The organism is Paenibacillus sp. Soil522, from assembly GCF_001428245.1.
Classification (GTDB): domain Bacteria; phylum Bacillota; class Bacilli; order Paenibacillales; family Paenibacillaceae; genus Pristimantibacillus.
This window is the reverse complement of record NZ_LMRV01000033.1, coordinates 147,181-166,065: the sequence shown is the minus strand read 5'-3', so window position 1 is coordinate 166,065 and position 18,885 is coordinate 147,181. Positions and strand designations below refer to the sequence as shown.

Genomic DNA, 18,885 nt, shown 5'->3' with positions numbered 1-18,885 from the left:
TCATAGAGATTATATTCAAATGCACACTTGATATTTTTACATTTGTAAACTTACTCTTCAGGAGCAAATGCATTATTCCAATTATTCATTTGTAAAATTAAATTGATATTTCAGTCAAACTATAATACATTTAGATTACAAATCTGCAATTACCGTTATCTATCTATAAAGGTGGAACTGTTGAAATGGCCAAAGAAAAAATTACCATACAAGACATTGCCGATTCATTAGGAATATCAAGAAACACCGCCTCCAAAGCCTTAAATGGAGTCGAAGGCATACCGGATGAAACACGAAATAAAGTAATCAAAAAAGCGATTGAATTAAAGTACAAACAGTTTGCTTTTGTAGACTCAGAAAGTATTATGCCAAAAAATCCAGGAAATATTACTCTATTAACATGCAATTTGCCCATGAGCACACACTTTGGATACACGCTGTTAAACGGTCTAGAAATTAAGATCAGCTCCGAAGGCTATAACTTGTCCATTCATATTGTCCGCGAAGCGGACATTAACACCTTAAGCCTTCCGAACAACTTTGAGCTGTCCAAGGTGGATGGAATTATATGCATTGAGATGTTTGACAAGAAATACAGTGAGATGATCTGCAATTTAGGAATCCCTACCATTTTTATAGATGCTGCTGCTGACGTTTTTTACAGCGACCTGAAAGCAGATCTCCTTCTTATGGAAAATGAATACGGGACATATTCGGTAACAAAAAAGCTCATAGAAGATGGCCATACTAAATTAGGCTTCATCGGTGATTACAACCACTGTAAGAGCTTTAATGAAAGATGGGTAGGATTCAATAGGGCATTGACGATGTCAAAGCTTGAGACAAATATGTCTTTTTGTGTAATCGAGGAAGATCGCTATTTTTCAGAACCTAACTGGATAGATAGACAGCTTAACAAGATGAAGGAACTGCCTACAGCTTTTGTTTGTGCAAATGATTTTATCGCGGTAAGCGTAATGAAAGCTCTAAGAAATAAAAACATACAAATCCCGAATGATATTGCTGTCTGTGGTTTCGATGATGCTCCTGAATCAAGGATCGTAGAGCCTCACTTGACGACAGTCCATATATTCAACAGCGAAATGGGGAATATTGCCGCAGACATGCTGCTTTCCCGAATAAAAAATCCAACAAAGCCTTATCAAATTACGCATGTCAAAACAGAGCTTGTTTTTAGAGAATCGACAGGCAAATTTTTATCAAAAGAATAATCCATACTCCGGTTAATCACTGCTGAACACTTCTTGATACTAGTAGTCTGTTCTGACGATAAAAAACGCAAAAGAGCCTGCTGTTGGCAGGCTCCTCCGATATATTATTCGAACCTTATATTGTATCCATTTAAAACAACACTATGAACAGATATTATTACTGTAGCATAGCTTATCTGCTGCAATAATCATAAACATTGGTCTTCGAATTTCATCTTTCATCACTGAATCATTTTTCAACATTTCATCGGAGGGCATTGGTTCCTTAATGGCTTTTAATGCAAATCCGGCCCCAATTAAGTCATTGATATATGTTGAGATTGTACGGTGATATTTAATTACATTTTCCGTTAAAAATGTTGTATCCCGTACTCCCTCTGACTGATAATGATCTACTGGCCAATGCAGGTGGTTTCCCTGATCATCGAGATACCAATCTTGTTCATTTCGAGAAGTAAATATGGGATGTTCAACTGAAAAAATGAAAGTTCCTCCTGGCTTTAAACAATGATGTACCTTATTGCAGATGACTTGAAATGATTCGATATAGTGAAAAGCTAATGAACTGATAACTGTATCAAATTGTGAATCTGAGAAAACGATGTCTTCAATCGGCATTTGTATATATGAAATTGCAGGATCATCTGTTAGTTCACGAGCCTTTTGAAGCATTTTTTCAGAAAGATCAACACCTACCACTGAACTTGCTTGTTGCTCACGGGCAAATCGACAATACCAACCGAAACCGCACCCTAAATCAAGCACACTTTTATTTCGCAACTCTGGCAATAATGATTTGAACACATGCCACTCTCCTGCACCTTCAAGCCCATTGATTGAACGTGGCATTTTCTTATAGGCAGAAAAGAAATTTAAATCATCATATTTGTTTTGTTTCATCAGATACACATCTCCTATTCTCTAAACTATGTCGATCACATTCGCGAATGCAAGATCAGATTGTTTACCCGAAAATGAGTGCCTTCTATTATTCGGCTGCCTTCAATTGCATCAACAGACGTTTGGGCGCAGCACGCATATAAGCTTCTTTAAGGAGGAGGCTCATCTCTTCCCAGTCCTTAGGATCGCTAATAGACACCCAGCCGCGATGACCGATGTAGGCCGGCTTGAAGAATCGATCCTGCTGCAATAAAATCTCATGGTTCTCTAGATCCGACTTGAAAGTGATTCCGTGGTCGCTCATGATAATAAACGACTTATCTTTTACTTTAACCGTCGTATGCCCATGCCCGTAAATATCATCCCATATTTCCATGCTGCTTTTCAAATCTAAGGCTTTCTAGTAAAGTGAATAAAAAAAACATGGAAATAGGTGAATGATTATAAAAACATACCTTATCTTCGACTTTGACGGGACGATAGTACAATCAAAAATATTAGCTATCCAACTTTTTAATGAGCTTTCTGAAAAGTATGGCGGTCGAAAGATAGACATAGAAGAAATTGCTTATCTATCGGACTTATCGATTCCTGATCGTTTACGAGCTTTAAATGTCCCTCTACATAAGCTTCCGGCTTTGATTATCGAAGGAAAACGCGAATATAAAACAGCAGCTGTTGACCTTCAACCGGTGGAGGGAGTACGGGATCTTCTTTTTGAACTTAAAGACAATGGTTACCCGTTAGGGATTCTTTCATCTAATACAACAGAAAATATTCAGCGGTTTCTTGATTTTTACGACTTAACCGTCTTTGATTTCATCTATTCAGCCACAAATCTTTTCGGAAAACATAAAGCAATTACAAGCATGGCTCGAAAGTTTCAGATTGATTGCAACCAAATGCTTTACGTTGGCGATGAGCTGCGAGATGTTCAAGCTTGCAAAAAAATTGGCGTGAAGATAGTTGCAGTGACGTGGGGGTTTGATTCCGCTCCTTTACTTGCTGCTGCTAAACCAGACTTCTTATGTCATTCTCCTCAATCATTCACTGATCTTCTTCGCGAAGGAGGATCATGATATGTAATGAAAAAACCTCCCCGCAGTAAAATTTCTTTACTGTAGAGAGGTTTTAACCTAATAAAAAATCTTCTCATCGCGTTTTTCCTTAAGTATCTCCACCGCTTCCCGAAACCGCAGCGAATGGACAATCTCCCGCTCACGCAAAAACTTCAGGCTGTCCTGCAGATCAACATCATCCGTCAGATCGATCAGCCATTGATAAGTCGCCCTAGCTTTCTCCTCAGCGGCAATATCCTCGTAAAGGTCGGCAATTGGATCGCCTTTGGCTTGAATGTAGGAAGCCGTCCACGGGATGCCCGATGCATTCTGATAAAACAATGCATTGTCATGAGCAGCGTAATGATCGCCTAAACCTGCTGCCCGCATCTGCTCAGGCGTCGCATCCTTCGTCAGCTTGTAGATCATCGTTGCAATCATTTCTAAATGGGCAAATTCTTCTGTTCCTATATCCGTTAGTAAACCGATTACTTTGTCCGGTATCGCGTAGCGCTGGTTCAAATAACGCAGCGCCGCCGCAAGCTCCCCGTCGGCACCGCCATACTGCTCCATTAGGAACTTGGCCATTAAAGGATCGCATTTGCTGACGCGAACTGGATATTGCAATTTTTTCTCATATACCCACATGCACGGTCCTCCTCTACATTACGTGGCAGCCAGCTCCGTTATTCAAACCTGCCATGGCCATGGTGCATCATTCCATGACCAAGGCGTAGTGGAATAGCTTTGTCCGAAATTTTTCAAGGGACCGTATTGCGACTCGTAGCGATGTGCAATTTGCTGCCTTAATTGGGCGCATTGATTGTATTGTTGAATCGCATTCGTATCCATCGGATGGGTATCCAAATATAAATTCAACTCCACTAGAACGAAATCGACTGCCTGCAATTCATGCAGCAGCTTGTAATATTCCTCGTTCAGCACGATGGCCACCATTAATCACCTTCTTCCTGCCTGACATTTTTCGAGTCGTAAGGACTATACAGCATAGGCCAAAGGGTTCCATATTTGAGTGCCTCGAAAGGTGTAAACTGCGGTAAATTAGGAGGTTGAAAGGGGATAAACAATTGCGGCGGCGTACTGTAGCTTTTCACTCGTATTGGCGGACAAGGATCTAACGGACTGACGAAAGTTTTATAATATCGCACCTGATCATTCACGATGATGTCTCCTTTCGCGATGTTCTTCAAGTCAGTATATGTATAGGTACTTGACCACTATAACCACTAAACGAGTCAATTAGACCTGCCAGATAAACGCAAAAGACCGGTCAGACGGACACTTTATTCAAGTGTATATCTGGCCGGTCCGCCGTTCAAATAAGTGGGCTAAACACGATAGAAATAATACCGATAGAAAATCCAAGATAGGGTACAACTATAGCGAGAATACCAAAACTATTTTTCTAAATTCAGCTGGCGTTTATTTTGCATGACGGACCTGCCTGATGTCTCCGACGCCTTCGGCTTTCGGCGCCCCGTTGGACCGACCAGCCATCGCCCGAACGGCAGTTTTTCCAGCAAACTGGCTAATCCGATCGCGCCTGCCGCAACCAAAATAAACGTAATCAACGCCGCCGGCAGATGATACCCGGCGAGTTGCATTGGCCGCGTTACCCCACTCGCCAGCATGAGCACAAATGCATGGGCCAGAAAACCGCCGAACGAATGCCGTCCGATAAACCGCAAAATGCGGTAAAGCGCGCCTTTCCGTCTTTGCAGCAGAAGCGCGAACCCGTACAGCAGAAGCAGCTGGGAGACGATGATCGCGAAGGTGGAAGGCTTCAAATAGGTGGAAAGATTCAAATTGATCCGCTCAGACGAGAAGCGCAAAACATCGTAACCGAGCCAAATGTATGCCCCGATGAACGCAATCATCGTCCAGCCCATAGCATCTCCCACGAACTTCCGAAACCGGTTCAAGCCGAAGGCGCATACGCTCCCCATCAGGAAATAAAAAACGTACATGACAAAATAATAAGAACGGTTCGCGATCAACTCCGCCCAAAAACCGCCTGCGGAAGCGGCCCAGCCCGGCATTTTGTAATAGGACAGCCACATCAGCGCTCCATGCAGCAGACCAAGCGCCAGGGATATCCCCGCAGCCCTGTGGAATAAATCCCCTTCCGAATTGGGCTGCAGCCGCGACCGGAACGATCCGACCATCCGGGAAAACAACGGGAATAACAGGTAAAACTGAAAAATCATAAGGATAAACCACAAATGGTAGCCGTATGTCGGCTTGATCAGCTGCAGAAAGATACTCGTCCAAGCCGATGGCTGCATCAGTTTTCCGCCGAATACCCCCTCCACCGCTATCCAGTAAATGATCGTCCAGCTTAGAAAAGGAATAAAGATATCGCCGGACCTTTTTCGGATAAACGAACGGTAATGCAGCTTCCCGCTGTAATTGTAAAACAGTATTAGACCGGACAGGAACACGAACGTCGGCGTGCCGAACCGGGTGAAATGAAACAGCATCGCCAGCATGATCGAGTCAGCCGGCAGGATATCCGGCCGATAAATAAACTCCGCTATGCAGTGCTGAAGCGCCACCGCCAAAAAGGCAAACGCGCGCAGCAGCGTCACTTCTTCGATCCGCTCTTTTTTGTGGCGAACCTCCGGCTCACGCACTTTTCGTACCATTTCCGCTTGCATAATACTCATGTTAACACCTCTATTCTCAGTGCGGCAAAAGATACTCTGATTATAGAGGACAAATATTAGAGGAACATTAATTGGAACAAATTAACGCCATCTGATTCACTTTATCCTTTCACCGATCCAGCCAATCCGGAAAAACTTGCTCATATTACGTTACACCTAAAACAATATTTTGCCCTTATACCCCCACACGGGGATTTCGGTCAAAGCGGAATTTCATCTACCCCTTTAAAATGGGGAGGATTCCCATCCGCTCATCCTAAAACGGATGCTACAGCTTGTTTCCATCCCGTGCAATAACGCTCGACCTCATCCGGTTCCATTTGTGGTTCATAGCTGAGAGGCGTCGTTTGCTGCTTGACAATTTCCTCAAGCGACGACCAATAGCCGACCGAAAGGCCGCCCATATACACGGACCCCATAGCCGAAAGTTCCGCAACGCCCGACCTTATAACCTTTTTGCTGAGCATGTCGGATTGGAACTGCATCAGGAAGCTATTATCCGCCGCGCCTCCGTCCGCGCGCAGTTCACGCAGCGTAATGCCAGATGCGGCTTGAAGAACCTCAACCGCATCCCTTACTTGGTAAGCTATGCTTTCCAGAGCCGCCCGAATAATATGCGCCTTGCCGGTTCCCCGGTTCATTCCTGTAATAGCAGCTCTGGCGTTCGGCTGCCAATATGGCACTCCAAGGCCGACGAATGCCGGAATGAGATAAACGCCTTCGTTGCCCCGGACACTCTCCAGCAAACGCTCCATTTCGTCAAAGGTATCAAATAGGCCCAAATTATCCCGAATCCATTTTATACTATCGCCGGAAATTCGAATGACAGCCTCGAGCGCATAAGTGACTTCTCCGCCTCTTCCCCATGCAATCGCTTGAACCAGCCCATTACCGGAAAAAGCCGGCTTACTGCCTACGTTCATTAGCACCGATGTTCCCGTTCCATATGTCGCTTTGGCCGACCCTTCTTCCAAGCACAGGTTGCCAAACAACGCCGCTTGAGAATCGCCAATAATACCTGATACCGGAACGCGGGCTCCCAGCCAGCCGGACTCTTCCGTGTAACCAAACAAGTCATCGGAGGACTTTACTTCCGGAAGCAGGATCGAAGGCACCCCGAATAAGGAACACATCTCTTCATCCCATTCCAGCGAATGGATATTAAACAGCGACGTTCGGCTCGCATTCGTGTAATCGGTAGCATGAACCTGTCCCCCAGTAAGCTTCCAAATGAGCCAACTGTCGATTGTTCCGGCTAGCAGCTTCCCTTCATCCAGCTTTTTGGCTGTGCCATCCGCATGCTCCAGCATCCATCTCCACTTGGCCGCCGAGAAATAGGGGTCAAGCATTAACCCCGTTTTCTCCCTTACAATCTCCTCATGTCCAGCCGCTTTCAAGCTGGCGCACTGTTCAGCCGTTCGTTGGCACTGCCACACAATCGCATTGTACACGGGAATACCGGTTTCCCTATCCCACATGACAGCCGTTTCACGCTGGTTCGTAACTGTTAAAGCGGCAAGGCTGCCGGGAGAGATGCCTGTTTTTTCGAGCACATCAAGAGCAACCTTCATTACGTTATTATAAATTTCAAGCGGATCATGCTCCACCCAGCCGGGTGCCGGATACGATTGCTTATGCTCCGCCGAGCTCCTTGCGATCACGCTGCCGTCCCGGTTGACAATAAGCGCTTTCGTTCCCGATGTGCTTTGATCGACCGCCAAAATATATTTTTCCATCGTTTGCCGTCCTTATCCGCCCAGCAACTCCAAGGCAATCTTCTTGATGTTGTCTGCGCTGATTCCGTAATGGTCAAACACTTCCGACGTCTTGCCGGCAATTGCCGGTTCATCGGGAATGCCGACTATTTTTACGGGTACCGGATGCTCCTGAACGACCACTTCTGCAACGGCGGCGCCAAGCCCGCCGTGAATGCTGTGCTCTTCGATTGTAATGATCCGTCCGGTTTCGCGCGCAGCTTGGATGATCACTGCTTCGTCCAGCGGCTTGATCGTATGCATGTTGATTACTCTGCAGGACACGCCAGCCTCTTTGAGTGCAGCTTCCGCGTCAAGCGCAACCCGCACCGTTTCCCCTGCCGCGATGATCGTAATATCCGATCCTTCGCGCATCGTGACCGCTTTGCCGATAACGAATTCGTAGTCATCGGAGTCATATACATCCTCCACGGGATTTCTTCCGATTCGAACATAGGCGCCTCCCTCATGCTTCACAAGCGCTTCGGTCATTTTTTTCGTTTCATGCCGGTCGGCAGGCAGGACGACCGCAAGTCCGGGGATAGCCCGCATGACCGCCAAATCCTGGACGGAGTGATGCGACATACCGAGTGCTCCATAGCTTACGCCGCCGCTGATTCCGACCAATTTAACATTCGTTGCGGAATAGGCAACATCTACCTTGATCTGCTCGATGCTGCGCATGCTCAAGAAGCAAGCAGGCGAAGTGACGAAAGGCTTCTTGCCGCTGTGCGCCAGACCGGCAGAAATGCCGACAATATTTTGCTCGGCAATGCCCACCTCTACGAATTGATCAGGATACGTACTCGCGAATGGAGCCATAGCAGCCGAGCCGCGCGAATCGCTGGCCAGCACCATGATATTGCTGTCGTCTTTTGCCAGTTCCAGAAGCGTGTCGCAAATCACTTGCCGGTTTGGAATTTTGTTAGCCATAAATTATCGCACCTGCCCTTCCTGTTTATAGCTTTCTATCAATGCTGTAAGCTCGTTTAAAGCCATCTCCAGCTGCTCGTCATTCGGTACATGATGATGCCAGTGCGGTACGTTTTCCGCAAAAGAAACGCCTTTGCCTTTGATGGTATTCGCCATAATGAGAGTCGGTTTATTCTTCACTGACGCTACTGCTTCCAGTGCTTCTACGAGCGAATCCATATCGTTCCCGTCAATCGATACAACGTTCCAGCCGAACGATGCCCACTTATCCTCCAGCGGATCAAGACCCATTACTTCTTCGGTCGAACCGCTTATTTGCAGACGGTTACGATCGATAATCCCGACCAAATTGTCCAGCTTATAGTGCGCGCCCGCCATTGCCGCTTCCCATACCGACCCTTCTGCTTGTTCGCCATCCCCCATCAAGCAAAAAACCCGGTAGCTATTTGAATCCCGCTTGGACGCCAAAGCCATGCCGACCGATATCGCCAGCCCGTGTCCGAGTGCCCCCGTATTCATCTCAATGCCTGCTACTTTGTTGTTGGGGTGACCGATTAGTCTTGTTCCAAATTGGCTGAACGACTCCAGCTCCTCTTTCGGGAAAAATCCGAGATCGGCGAGTATACACCATAACGATTCGACAGAATGTCCTTTGCTGGCAATAAACCGGTCGCGTTTTTCCCATTTCGGGTTTTGCGGATCGATGTTTATCACCCGGTAATACAATGCCGTCAAAATGTCCGTGTTGCTTAGCGAGCCGCCGGTATGACCTGTCTTTGCGCCGTGAATCATGCGAAGCAGATCCATTCGGATTTGCGCCGCTTTCGCTTTCAATGCTACCGTTTCCATTTCTAAACTCCTCCTTGTTTAAAGGCCTGCGCCGCGCAGCCAAGCCTGAATTTCACGTTCAGTCGGATCAACAGCATCCGTTGTAAGACCCGGAATATAATGGCATGCTTCGTACAAAGCAGGTATTGCATTGGCATGGATGCCTACGGAGTGATGCACGTAAGGTCCCTTAACTAATTTTTCTTCCCACAATGGCCAATCGTTCACCTCAACCCACACGTAAGAACCGCGAGTATAAGGCCCTTCAATGCCGCGGGCTTTGCCGAGGAAAAGCTGATATTCGCCGTGGTCGCCGTCAAAACGTGCAAGCGTCATATTGCCGCCTTTGATTTCGCCTTCGTGCGTGCCCGGAGCGTGATCGTCAAAGAGAAAGTGCTTACGCAGCTTTGGCTTGTTTTCCACCGATAGCGATACAGGGAAGTTACCGCAGTGGAACAGCAGCTCGCCGTTCGGATTTTCCGGATGCCGGACCGTGAGATCGGCAAAAAAGGTAGGATGCTGATTCATCGTCGCCGCCTGCACCATGACAGAGGTGATCGCCCCATGAATATCCGTTTCACAAGTAACCGGAATTTGTTCATCGGTTAAGATCGCATTTGCGAGGCATGGCATAATGCCCATCGCATCCTGCAGGGATGACCAGCATTGAATCGCGATTGCGGAGCTGCCTGTCTGAACGGCATACTGCTTCATCGCGACTTTCAAAGCGGCGATGCGCTTCACATCAGCCTCCGTTACTTCCGACCAGTCCAGCTTTGCTTTAATAAAATCGATTGCCTCCGCCAGCTCGGAGCTGTTTCCATTCTCGATGCGTTTCGACGCTCTCTGGATGTCGACTAGCGTAATCGGATGAATTTCGATACCGAATCTTTCCAGCAGCTCCCCTTCGTTGCACATCATGGTCCAAAAGGATGAAGGACGCGGCCCGATCTGCAAAATTCGCAGGCTGCGGAACTGTTTTACTACATTCGATGCCGCAATAAAGTTCGTGAATCCCCGCTCGAATACAGGATCGTCCACCCGGCTGTTCGTTACATAGGTGAAAGGTACGTTAAATCGGCGAAGCACTTTACCTGTCGCGAATAATCCGCATTGGGTATCACGCAGCCGCATACCGTCTTCGAGCGGCGATTCATCACGCGGGCCCCATAGAAGCACCGGCTTACCAAGCGCCTTGCCTACACGGGCGACGGTATCCTCCGTCCCGAAGTTACAATGCGGGAAAAACACGGCATCCACATTTTCCTTCCTGAAACGATCCGCAATAAGATCCGCATTAATATTGTCGTCGTAAAGCAGTCCTTCATTGTTAATGCCTTCAAGGTCAACGATGTCGATATCCATACCGAAGCTTTCAATTTTCTCTTTAATCAATACCTTGTACTTAAAGGCATCCTCAGCGCTAAATACGAAACGGCGTGTTGGCGCATATCCTAATTTAATTTTTTTCATCTGAACTTCTCCTCCAGCTACACTTATGAAACTAAACTAAAAAAATTGTAATTAAACTAAACTAACTTAACAATTTATTTTCGAATAAGTGCTTACGAACATAAATTTAACACCATAAAGCGGTTTGGTCAATCAGTTTATATATTTTTATCTTTAAATTTAGTTAAACAAACTAAATATTTAGCAATAACGCCATTCGCGCTTGCTTCTATTCTCCGCTCAGTGTAAACTAAACTTACTAAACTGATCTTAAACGGGAAGAGGGATTCTTAATCGTGAAAATGGAGGATATCGCTAGAATTGCGGGAGTTTCAAAATCTGCTGTTTCGTTTGCTTTCAGCGGGAAGCAAGGCATCAGTTCCGAAACTCGCGATCGAATATTGCAGATTGCAAAAGAAAACGGCTACATGCCGAAGTCCAGAGCAGCGGTTACGGAGACGGCGACGAAATCTCTTACCTTTCTTGCATTCGCCAACTCTGGAATCGTACTGGAACAATATTATCAACAGCCATTTTTTCGAGAGCTGATTCATTACATCGAGGAAAGATGCCGGACGAATGGTTTCTCGCTCATTTTCACTTCGGTCGATATGGACCATTTTCATGAGAATATTAAAGCCTTGGCGGAGGAAAAGCGCAGTGACGGCGTCATTCTGCTCGGAACCAATCTGAATCATTCACAAATCGCAGCTGTAGCAGAGCAGCTTACAACACCGCTTGTCGTACTCGACAATTGTTTTGAAACACTTCCGGTCCATTTTGTTGAAATCAATAATGTGATGGGGGCTTACCAGGCGGGTTCTCACTTATGTGCGCTTGGACACCAAAATATCGGATACATAGCCTCAAAAGTAAGAATTCACAATTTTGATGAAAGAAAACGCGGATTTACGACAGCATTGCACGAAAGAGACATAGAAGTTAACGACCAATGTGTATTCTCGGTAGCGCCTACCATTCTTTCTTCGCAGGAAGCGCTAAAAAGTCAGCTGGACGCCTATTTGGATGCGGGAAATGCCTTGCCTACGGCTTTGTTCTGCGAGTGTGACTATATCGCCATCAGCGCCATTAAAACATTGAGCGAGCTTGGTTACCGCGTTCCGGAAGACGTATCCGTGGTCGGGTTTGACAACATATCCGAGGCCGTTATCGTTTCTCCCGAACTGACGACCGTTCATGTCGAGAAAGAGCGTATGGCTCACTTAGCCGTAGATTTAATCATGCAATCCATCGAGACAGACGATCTTGTAAAAACGAAGATTACTGTTGATACGCAGTTTATCGAGCGGCTATCATCGCGCGCTCCCGTTAAGGAATCAGTCCATCACATTTAAATAAAAACACGGCAGCGGCGGTCGGCAGTCTCCAATCTGAGTAAAAAGAAAAGGATTGATGAGAGCATCCATCAATCCTTTTTGCTTATTTCGCTGCCGCCTACCGAGATGAATAGTTAAACCAGCGGACCTGCTTCTGCAATCTGCTTGCTTACATTCTTAAATTTACTGAAATTCCGCTTAAACTGATTTGCCAAATCCTCCGCTTTTGCTTCATATGCTCCCTTGTTCTGCCATGCGTTCCGCGGAAACAGCAATTCGCTTGGAACTCCCTCTACTGTTTGCGGGCAATGCAAGCCGAAGATAGGATCGACCGTAAACCCCGAGTCCTCGATTGTTCCGTTAATAGCAGCCGTTACCATTGCTCTCGTATGGGTTAAATTCATGCGTTGTCCCACTCCGTATGGGCCCCCGAACCAGCCCGTGTTAACCAAGTATACTTTAGCCTGGAACTGCTCGATTTTGTTGCCCAGCATTTCAGCATATACGGAAGGCGGGAGCGGCAGAAACGGAGCGCCGAAGCAGGCGGAGAATGTTGACTCCGGTTCTATGACCCCTCTCTCCGTACCGGCCAGCTTTGATGTATACCCGGACAAGAAGTGATACATCGCTTGCTCCTTAGTAAGCCTCGAGATTGGGGGAAGAACGCCGCAAGCGTCTGCTGTCAGAAAAAGGATCACATTCGGATGGCCTGCCATAGAAGGTTGGACAGCTCCCGGAATGTTCTCAATCGGATAAGCAGCCCGCGTGTTTTCGGTAATCCGATTATCGTTATAATCGGGAACTCCTGTCGCCGCATCCAGCACGACATTTTCCAATAAGGTTCCGTACCGTATTGCCTGCCATATTTGCGGTTCTTTCTTCTCACTCAGACCGATACATTTGGCATAGCAGCCGCCCTCAAAGTTGAAAATGCCCTGCTCTGACCAGCCGTGCTCGTCGTCCCCAATTAAGCTGCGGTCAGGATCGGCGGAAAGCGTTGTTTTGCCCGTGCCCGATAATCCGAAGAAGAGTGACGTATCGCCGCCCTCGCCGACATTAGCGGAGCAATGCATAGGGAGAACGCCTTTGAACGGCAGTATATAATTCAATACACTGAAGATTGATTTTTTCATTTCGCCAGCATATTCTGTACCGCCGATAAGGACAACCTTCTCTTCAAACGAGATGCAGATGAACGTTTCCGAATGCGTTCCGTCTATTTCCGGATCAGCCTTTAATCCAGGAAGGGCGATTACGTTAAATTCAGGTACATGAGCCGCCAATTCGTCCTGTGTAGGACGGATAAACAGCTGACGGGCAAACAGGTTATGCCATGCATACTCGTTCACGACTCGAATCGGCAAGCGGTACTGCGGATCAGCTCCTGCAAACCCATCGAATACGAACAGCTCGCGTTCCTCCATATACCTTTTTGCCTTTTGATACAACTGGTGAAAATGTTCTTGGGATAGTGGCTGATTAACGTTTCCCCACGCTATGTGTTCTGAGACAGAAGGTTCGTTTACGACATATTTATCTTTAGGAGAGCGTCCGGTAAAATTTCCCGTAAAAACCTGCAGAGCTCCCGTTGCCGTTTGAACCGCTTCATTGCGCAGCAGCGATTTCTCAATTAAAGCGGATACCGGCAAATTATAGTGTATGTTCGAAGCCAGCTGTACCATTGTCTCCATACTATTCATTCCTTCCCGCCCGTTGCAGGCATCAAATTGATAACGCTTCCAAACTTCGAATCATTTGTCCCTCTCGTTATTAAACAATCTTGTTCTTGGCAATCCGAGTAATAGGTCGTTACTCTCTCTGTTGGAAGAGTATCGATGACCGACATACAATGCTTACAAATAATAACCCCTAAATCTATACCGTTATTTCCCATGTGCGATTCACCCTTTCTTTTACCATATATGCAATGTCCAATACGCGGCTGGCATATGCCCACTCGTTGTCATACCATGCAAGCACCTTAATTTCATCGTTCATAACCATTGTCGAAAGTCCATCCACAACAGCCGATTTGGTGCAGCCGATATAGTCGGCGGACACGAGCGGCTCAGACGAGAATCCAATATATGGGGAGCTGCTTCCTTCGGCTGCGGCTTGAATGACGGCATTTACTTCCTTCACGCTTGTATTTCTGGACACTTTGATATTCAAATCTAGTAGAGAGACATCCTGTGTCGGAACCCTCAAGGACAGTCCCTGAATGCGGGATGCCAAGTGCGGCAGCACATCTGCAAGCGCCTTCCCGACTCCTGTCGTCGTAGGGACAATCGATTCCGTGCACGCTCTTGCTCTTCGTAAATCTTTATGCGGATTATCCAGATGATTTTGGTCTGAAGTATACGAATGTACTGTGGTTAGCCAGCCTGACTGTACGCCAAGCGTCTTGTCCAATATTTGAAGAACGGGAGAAAGGCAATTCGTGGTGCACGATGCCGCCGACAGCAGTTTATGTTTTTTCGGGTCGTATAGATGATCATTTACGCCCATGACGACGGTCAAATCCATATGCTCCCCAGGCGCCGTAATCAATACGTTAGATGCGCCAGAAACGACATGCTTGAGCGATCCCTCCCTGTTGTTGAATTTCCCCGTTGCATCGATGGCAAGATCGACACCGTATCGGCTCCACAAAATGTTTTCCGGCTCTCTTTCAAATACAACAGAGATCCTATGTCCGTTAATCACAAGATCGTTATCGCGAATACCAATATCCGCATCCCATCTTCCGTGCACAGAGTCATATTTCAAGAGATGAGCAATGGTTTCAATCGGATACGTGCTGTTAATGGCTTTCAGTGAAATGGATGGTGTCGGATTCGAGAAAATTTTTCTTACCAACAGCCGTCCGATTCTTCCCATCCCGCTAATGCCTACGCCACGAAACATATTAGCATTCCTCCTTTGATCTATTTGTTAACAGCGTACACCATTTTTCTTTTAATGCATAATACTTATTTTTTATTGCACAATATATAAAATTTTATCACGCCTAATGCAGGATATAATACATCATAAATAATATATAGTACACACTATAAATGAAGACGAAAAAAAGACACATGCCCTAAAGGCCGTGTCTTCCATAAAATTGTAAAAATTAAACCCATCTTGGCAATCAAGATGGGTTTTATCAACTGATTCAACTATCTCGCATTAGGAAATATTCGCTCGACCATTTCATTAAACTGTTCGACAAAACCTGCAACCGGTCTTCCTTGCCCAACATCATTGACATATCCGTTAATCCGGTCAATAAATTCCGGATTGGTCGATACATATACATTTTGGATATCAGGATCTACTGCTCTTACTTGCTGCGCAATCTGATCCTCAATCTGTTTGGTCAGCTGATTTTGATTGCTATCAAGCGCGGCAGCAACATAAGCGTTTCGACGGGTGATGAGCACATTGGCTTGATCGACGCCCTTCACGTTCGTGATTTTTTCGGCAGCCTTGTCGGCAACCTCGATTCGATTATCAACATTGTTCTCATCGCGAAGAGCTCTCGGTCCGCGATTATCAACATTGTTCTCATCGCGAAGAGCTCTCGGTCCGCGATTATCAAGGTTACGATCAACCAACGCCTGAGGTTCGCGATTATTGTCTCTAACGGTTTGTTGTCGTACCTCTCTATTCGGAATGTTTGTACAGCCAGTTATCACTAAAAATAAGCTTGTGGTGACAACCGTCACTATTTTTACAGCCATTTTGTTTTTTGACATCATATTGTCCCCTTTCTTTTTGTTTATTTTGCCTTTGGATTCTTTTTCTATGCATCATAAATTACCCAGAAAATAATGGCAGTCGGGAACTTGAAAATAAAATGCTAAACCGGCATCATTAATACCAAGCATGTTAAGCCTTCTTCAGCGTAACAGCCATATAGGAACGACCAGGCAGCTCAACGCGGAATGCGCCTTCGAAGATACCTTCCCGCTCCTCAATGGTCATATTCCACGTATCGATCACTTCAACCTTATAGCGAATTCCCGGCTTCATATTGAAATGTCTGTAGCGCGGCTGGTTGAAGCCGTAATAGAACAAATAATATTCATCTTGAATTCCTGCCGACGGCACATCCCATTCCGATTTCAGCGGATTCAGCCCGCCTGCGGGACCCGCTTCCAATATTTTGCGAAGGAAAGCGATACGATCCGGGCTGCTTCCGTACAGCTTCCCCCCCTTGGACCACCATAAAATATCCCCGGGATGCACATAGGTTTCGCCGTGTCCAACATAACCGCCGCGAATGGCCCCTTCCCAAAACCTGCGCACCATCTCCTGACCGGTAATGTTTCCCCATCCCATGTCAATGTCACCCTCGTAGGCGCATTCATCAATGACGATAGGCTTGTTCCACTCGTTCCGCCAGTCATTCGTATTCTCCGCAGTCCTGTACACATCGATTCTCTGCACGCTGCAGTGCGTCACCCACGGACGGCTGTAATCGTAAAAGGCAAAGCAGTTATGAATCGAGATCAAGTGCCGGGCCGGATCGTTCTCCGTGACAATCTGCGCAAACCGCTCCCAGTCCTCCTGCTCCTTCGACCACATTAAGTCATACTCGTTGGCCAGCGACCACCAGACGTTGCGGTAAGCAGACAGCCGGGCGGCAAGGTATCGCAAGTAGCGGTCGTCGACTGATTGGTTCATCTCTGAAAATCCCCAGTGGTCGTAGGCATGGAACAAAATAAGATCCGCTTCAATGCCCAGCCTTCCGAGATCCGAGATCCGGTTCTCTAAATGCCGGAAAAAGACCGGATTGAACCGGGTGTAATCCCAGCCCTTTTCCAAAGAACCTTCAAACGGATAATGAATCGGTTCATTCGTATTGAATTGGTATGATTTCGGAAAAACACACATGCGAAGCTTGTTAAAAGGCGATGCTTCCAACGTCTCAAGCGTCTGCTCCTGCAATTCCGTCTCTTGATGGGACCATACGTAGCAGGTTGTTCCGACCGGATAGTAAGGCGTGCCGTCCTCGTAAGCAAAATGAAACGTATTTTTCACCCGAACAGGACCATGATTGCCTGAAGAAGGCGCTGTACAGATTAACGTTCCCTTAATGCTATCGAGCGAACGCGCCGTGCTCTTCGTGCAAAATGTCCATGTTCCCTCGGCGTCCGGCATAAACCTAATACGGTAAATACCATTCCCGTCATAGAAGCCAAGCACTTGCCGCCCTTGTCCTTCATGTGTAAATATGGCGCTTAGCGATACGTCAATAAACGGGTTGCCATGTGCCGGTCCGTACAGGACCAGCTCATAAATGCCCCATTTTTCAGCGTGCTCAGGCGCTTCAGCTGCAGCCGAGCCAACTGCCACAGCCTCGCTTTCGTAATCAGTAGAAGGCTTCGCATCAATCTCTGCAGTCTTGTCATCCGGTATTTGTGCAAGCTCGCTAAGCGCAGCCTTCAGCATCTCCGGCGTCCAAGACCATGTCTGATTCACGGCGGCCAGCTGTGGCAGCGTATACATTTTCATAAACGACAGATAAGGGGACTCTGCAAGATGCGGAACATAAGCAAGCAGAACGGCCCGGGCCTTCTCATTCGCCCAAATCTCGCCGACTTTGGTATTCTCGGTAAATGCCACTATGATAGCCTCCTTAGTGTTTTGCGGCTGTCACTCTAACTTCATATTCATCGGCTTATTTTCCACCAACTGAATTATTCCGAAAACAACTAAACTGTTTATCTACACAAATCATAGTAGCATCTGATAATCATAATAGTCAATGTTTTTTAAGGTTTTTTATATAAAATAAACTAAACTTAATTATAAATAACTAAAAATTTAGGTTAACGGCGCCATCTTTTTCGGTATTGATGAGGTGTAATGCCCATTTGAGCTTTGAAGAACGAGCAAAAATAAGAGCTGTTCGTAATGCCGATTTCTTCCGCAATCAGGGAGACCGGTTTACTGGTCGCGGTCAACAGCATGACGGCTTGATGTACTCTTCGCGCCGCTATATATTCGGTAATACTGATACCGATAGCCTCCTTAAATAAATGGGATAGATGATAAGGCGACAAGTGAAGGTCCTTAGACATCATTTCTAACCGGAATGGTTCTGCATAATGCAATTCAATCCATTTTAAGATCCGTTCCGCTTGATGGGTTTTCCGTGTATCGGACGGAACAGCCTGCCCTTCACGCTTCTGCCAGACCGGTTTGAGAGCACGAAACAGAGCCACGAGAAACAATGAAATTTCCTCGACCTGATCCTTCTTAGACAAAAATCCGATCCGCTCTTCCATGCTATGAAATACGTTAGATAATTCTATGGCATCTCCGAGCCCATAGAGGCATGGGAATGCCAGCCTGCTTAAGTAGATATGTTTGTAGAAAGCATGCAAGCCCTGCCATTGTTCAAAATACGCTTCAAACATCGTCGGTTCAAATATCGCAATGGAACGCTCAAAGGGCTCGTTATCCGAGTAATTGAGCTGAAGATGATGAAGCTGATACGGTTGAAACACGCAGAGCATGCCGGGCGTAATCTCGTATCTTTTATGATTGACAACCATTGTTCCGCTTCCCCGGTGGATAAGCAATATTTCAATTCCTTGGTGAGAGTGAAAGGTTTCCATGTAACCATCATGCTCGCTGGTTCTCTTGTATGCAAAATATAGGGGAACATCACTGCTGTCCGTTTGATTCAGGCTGGCCATTCGAACCAC

19 protein-coding genes are annotated in these 18,885 nt (G+C 46.4%); 3 read left to right on the top strand and 16 right to left on the bottom strand.

The window, feature by feature from the left end:
* The first annotated feature begins 185 nt into the window (after positions 1-185).
* A complete protein-coding gene (locus tag ASG81_RS09515) occupies positions 186-1,232 on the top strand; it encodes a LacI family DNA-binding transcriptional regulator (RefSeq protein WP_056632467.1) in 1,047 nt (348 codons plus the stop codon).
* Between the two features lie 141 nt (positions 1,233-1,373).
* On the opposite strand, the gene ASG81_RS09510 is transcribed toward ASG81_RS09515, so the two are convergent.
* Both ASG81_RS09510 and ASG81_RS09505 read right to left on the bottom strand, forming a co-directional pair.
* The gene (locus ASG81_RS09510; protein WP_056632465.1) at positions 1,374-2,132 is read right to left on the bottom strand and encodes a class I SAM-dependent methyltransferase; all 759 of its coding nucleotides are present in this window, start codon (positions 2,130-2,132) and stop codon (positions 1,374-1,376) included.
* A gap of 88 nt (positions 2,133-2,220) precedes the next feature.
* Positions 2,221-2,520, bottom strand: a complete 300-nt coding sequence (locus ASG81_RS09505; protein WP_056632462.1) for an MmcQ/YjbR family DNA-binding protein — start codon at positions 2,518-2,520, stop codon at positions 2,221-2,223.
* Between the two features lie 49 nt (positions 2,521-2,569).
* On the opposite strand from ASG81_RS09505, the gene ASG81_RS09500 reads away from it, so the two are divergent.
* The gene (locus ASG81_RS09500) at positions 2,570-3,211 is read left to right on the top strand and encodes an HAD-IA family hydrolase (protein WP_235548796.1); all 642 of its coding nucleotides are present in this window, start codon (positions 2,570-2,572) and stop codon (positions 3,209-3,211) included.
* Between the two features lie 57 nt (positions 3,212-3,268).
* On the opposite strand, the gene ASG81_RS09495 is transcribed toward ASG81_RS09500, so the two are convergent.
* The 8 genes from ASG81_RS09495 to ASG81_RS09460 form a co-directional block, all read right to left on the bottom strand.
* Positions 3,269-3,838, bottom strand: coding sequence for a manganese catalase family protein (locus tag ASG81_RS09495; RefSeq protein WP_056632459.1), 570 nt, complete (start codon positions 3,836-3,838; stop codon positions 3,269-3,271).
* Between the two features lie 42 nt (positions 3,839-3,880).
* A complete protein-coding gene (locus tag ASG81_RS09490; protein WP_056632457.1) occupies positions 3,881-4,147 on the bottom strand; it encodes a spore coat protein CotJB in 267 nt (88 codons plus the stop codon).
* Positions 4,147-4,371 carry a spore coat associated protein CotJA gene (locus ASG81_RS09485; protein ID WP_056632455.1) on the bottom strand — a complete coding sequence of 75 codons (225 nt, stop codon included), beginning with the start codon at positions 4,369-4,371 and terminating at the stop codon, positions 4,147-4,149. Before ASG81_RS09485 ends, ASG81_RS09490 begins: the two co-directional genes overlap by 1 nt.
* A gap of 237 nt (positions 4,372-4,608) precedes the next feature.
* Positions 4,609-5,877, bottom strand: coding sequence for an acyltransferase (locus tag ASG81_RS09480; protein ID WP_056632451.1), 1,269 nt, complete (start codon positions 5,875-5,877; stop codon positions 4,609-4,611).
* 251 nt (positions 5,878-6,128) lie between these two features.
* A complete protein-coding gene (glpK, locus tag ASG81_RS09475; RefSeq protein WP_056632448.1) occupies positions 6,129-7,613 on the bottom strand; it encodes a glycerol kinase GlpK in 1,485 nt (494 codons plus the stop codon).
* Positions 7,614-7,625: 12 nt separating this feature from the next.
* Complete coding sequence (locus tag ASG81_RS09470; protein WP_056632445.1) at positions 7,626-8,564, bottom strand: transketolase family protein; 939 nt, start codon at positions 8,562-8,564, stop codon at positions 7,626-7,628.
* Positions 8,565-8,567: 3 nt separating this feature from the next.
* Positions 8,568-9,413, bottom strand: a complete 846-nt coding sequence (locus tag ASG81_RS09465; protein ID WP_056632442.1) for a transketolase — start codon at positions 9,411-9,413, stop codon at positions 8,568-8,570.
* Positions 9,414-9,431: 18 nt separating this feature from the next.
* Positions 9,432-10,865 carry an L-fucose/L-arabinose isomerase family protein gene (locus ASG81_RS09460; RefSeq protein WP_056632439.1) on the bottom strand — a complete coding sequence of 478 codons (1,434 nt, stop codon included), beginning with the start codon at positions 10,863-10,865 and terminating at the stop codon, positions 9,432-9,434.
* Between the two features lie 275 nt (positions 10,866-11,140).
* On the opposite strand from ASG81_RS09460, the gene ASG81_RS09455 reads away from it, so the two are divergent.
* Positions 11,141-12,199: a LacI family DNA-binding transcriptional regulator gene (locus ASG81_RS09455; protein ID WP_081417228.1), complete on the top strand. Its 1,059-nt coding sequence runs from the start codon at positions 11,141-11,143 to the stop codon at positions 12,197-12,199.
* 116 nt (positions 12,200-12,315) lie between these two features.
* On the opposite strand, the gene pckA is transcribed toward ASG81_RS09455, so the two are convergent.
* The 6 genes from pckA to ASG81_RS09430 form a co-directional block, all read right to left on the bottom strand.
* Positions 12,316-13,881 carry a phosphoenolpyruvate carboxykinase (ATP) gene (pckA, locus tag ASG81_RS09450; protein ID WP_056632434.1) on the bottom strand — a complete coding sequence of 522 codons (1,566 nt, stop codon included), beginning with the start codon at positions 13,879-13,881 and terminating at the stop codon, positions 12,316-12,318.
* Positions 13,878-14,075 (bottom strand): GapA-binding peptide SR1P, encoded by a 198-nt coding sequence (locus tag ASG81_RS29705; protein WP_081417227.1) that lies wholly within the window; start codon positions 14,073-14,075, stop codon positions 13,878-13,880. The genes pckA and ASG81_RS29705 overlap by 4 nt, the downstream gene beginning before the upstream one ends.
* On the bottom strand, positions 14,057-15,088 hold the full coding sequence (gap, locus tag ASG81_RS09445) for a type I glyceraldehyde-3-phosphate dehydrogenase (protein ID WP_056632431.1): 1,032 nt from the start codon (positions 15,086-15,088) through the stop codon (positions 14,057-14,059). The genes ASG81_RS29705 and gap overlap by 19 nt, the downstream gene beginning before the upstream one ends.
* A gap of 257 nt (positions 15,089-15,345) precedes the next feature.
* Positions 15,346-15,924 (bottom strand): YhcN/YlaJ family sporulation lipoprotein, encoded by a 579-nt coding sequence (locus ASG81_RS09440; RefSeq protein ID WP_056632428.1) that lies wholly within the window; start codon positions 15,922-15,924, stop codon positions 15,346-15,348.
* Positions 15,925-16,057: 133 nt separating this feature from the next.
* The gene (locus tag ASG81_RS09435) at positions 16,058-17,797 is read right to left on the bottom strand and encodes a DUF5605 domain-containing protein (RefSeq protein WP_056632425.1); all 1,740 of its coding nucleotides are present in this window, start codon (positions 17,795-17,797) and stop codon (positions 16,058-16,060) included.
* Between the two features lie 206 nt (positions 17,798-18,003).
* Positions 18,004-18,876 (bottom strand): helix-turn-helix domain-containing protein, encoded by an 873-nt coding sequence (locus ASG81_RS09430; RefSeq protein ID WP_056632422.1) that lies wholly within the window; start codon positions 18,874-18,876, stop codon positions 18,004-18,006.
* Positions 18,877-18,885 lie beyond the last annotated feature (9 nt).

Bases quoted from the DNA above. Each gene is read 5' to 3' on its own strand.
- ASG81_RS09515 (WP_056632467.1), top strand. From the start codon at position 186: ATGGCCAAAGAAAAAATTACCATACAAGACATTGCCGATTCATTAGGA.
- ASG81_RS09510 (WP_056632465.1), bottom strand. From the start codon at position 2,132: ATGAAACAAAACAAATATGATGATTTAAATTTCTTTTCTGCCTATAAG.
- ASG81_RS09500 (WP_235548796.1), top strand. From the start codon at position 2,570: ATGATTATAAAAACATACCTTATCTTCGACTTTGACGGGACGATAGTA.
- ASG81_RS09495 (WP_056632459.1), bottom strand. From the start codon at position 3,838: ATGTGGGTATATGAGAAAAAATTGCAATATCCAGTTCGCGTCAGCAAA.
- ASG81_RS09490 (WP_056632457.1), bottom strand. From the start codon at position 4,147: ATGGTGGCCATCGTGCTGAACGAGGAATATTACAAGCTGCTGCATGAA.
- ASG81_RS09480 (WP_056632451.1), bottom strand. From the start codon at position 5,877: ATGAGTATTATGCAAGCGGAAATGGTACGAAAAGTGCGTGAGCCGGAG.
- glpK (WP_056632448.1), bottom strand. From the start codon at position 7,613: ATGGAAAAATATATTTTGGCGGTCGATCAAAGCACATCGGGAACGAAA.
- ASG81_RS09470 (WP_056632445.1), bottom strand. From the start codon at position 8,564: ATGGCTAACAAAATTCCAAACCGGCAAGTGATTTGCGACACGCTTCTG.
- ASG81_RS09465 (WP_056632442.1), bottom strand. From the start codon at position 9,413: ATGGAAACGGTAGCATTGAAAGCGAAAGCGGCGCAAATCCGAATGGAT.
- ASG81_RS09460 (WP_056632439.1), bottom strand. From the start codon at position 10,865: ATGAAAAAAATTAAATTAGGATATGCGCCAACACGCCGTTTCGTATTT.
- pckA (WP_056632434.1), bottom strand. From the start codon at position 13,881: ATGAATAGTATGGAGACAATGGTACAGCTGGCTTCGAACATACACTAT.
- ASG81_RS29705 (WP_081417227.1), bottom strand. From the start codon at position 14,075: ATGGGAAATAACGGTATAGATTTAGGGGTTATTATTTGTAAGCATTGT.
- gap (WP_056632431.1), bottom strand. From the start codon at position 15,088: ATGTTTCGTGGCGTAGGCATTAGCGGGATGGGAAGAATCGGACGGCTG.
- ASG81_RS09440 (WP_056632428.1), bottom strand. From the start codon at position 15,924: ATGTCAAAAAACAAAATGGCTGTAAAAATAGTGACGGTTGTCACCACA.
- ASG81_RS09430 (WP_056632422.1), bottom strand. From the start codon at position 18,876: ATGGCCAGCCTGAATCAAACGGACAGCAGTGATGTTCCCCTATATTTT.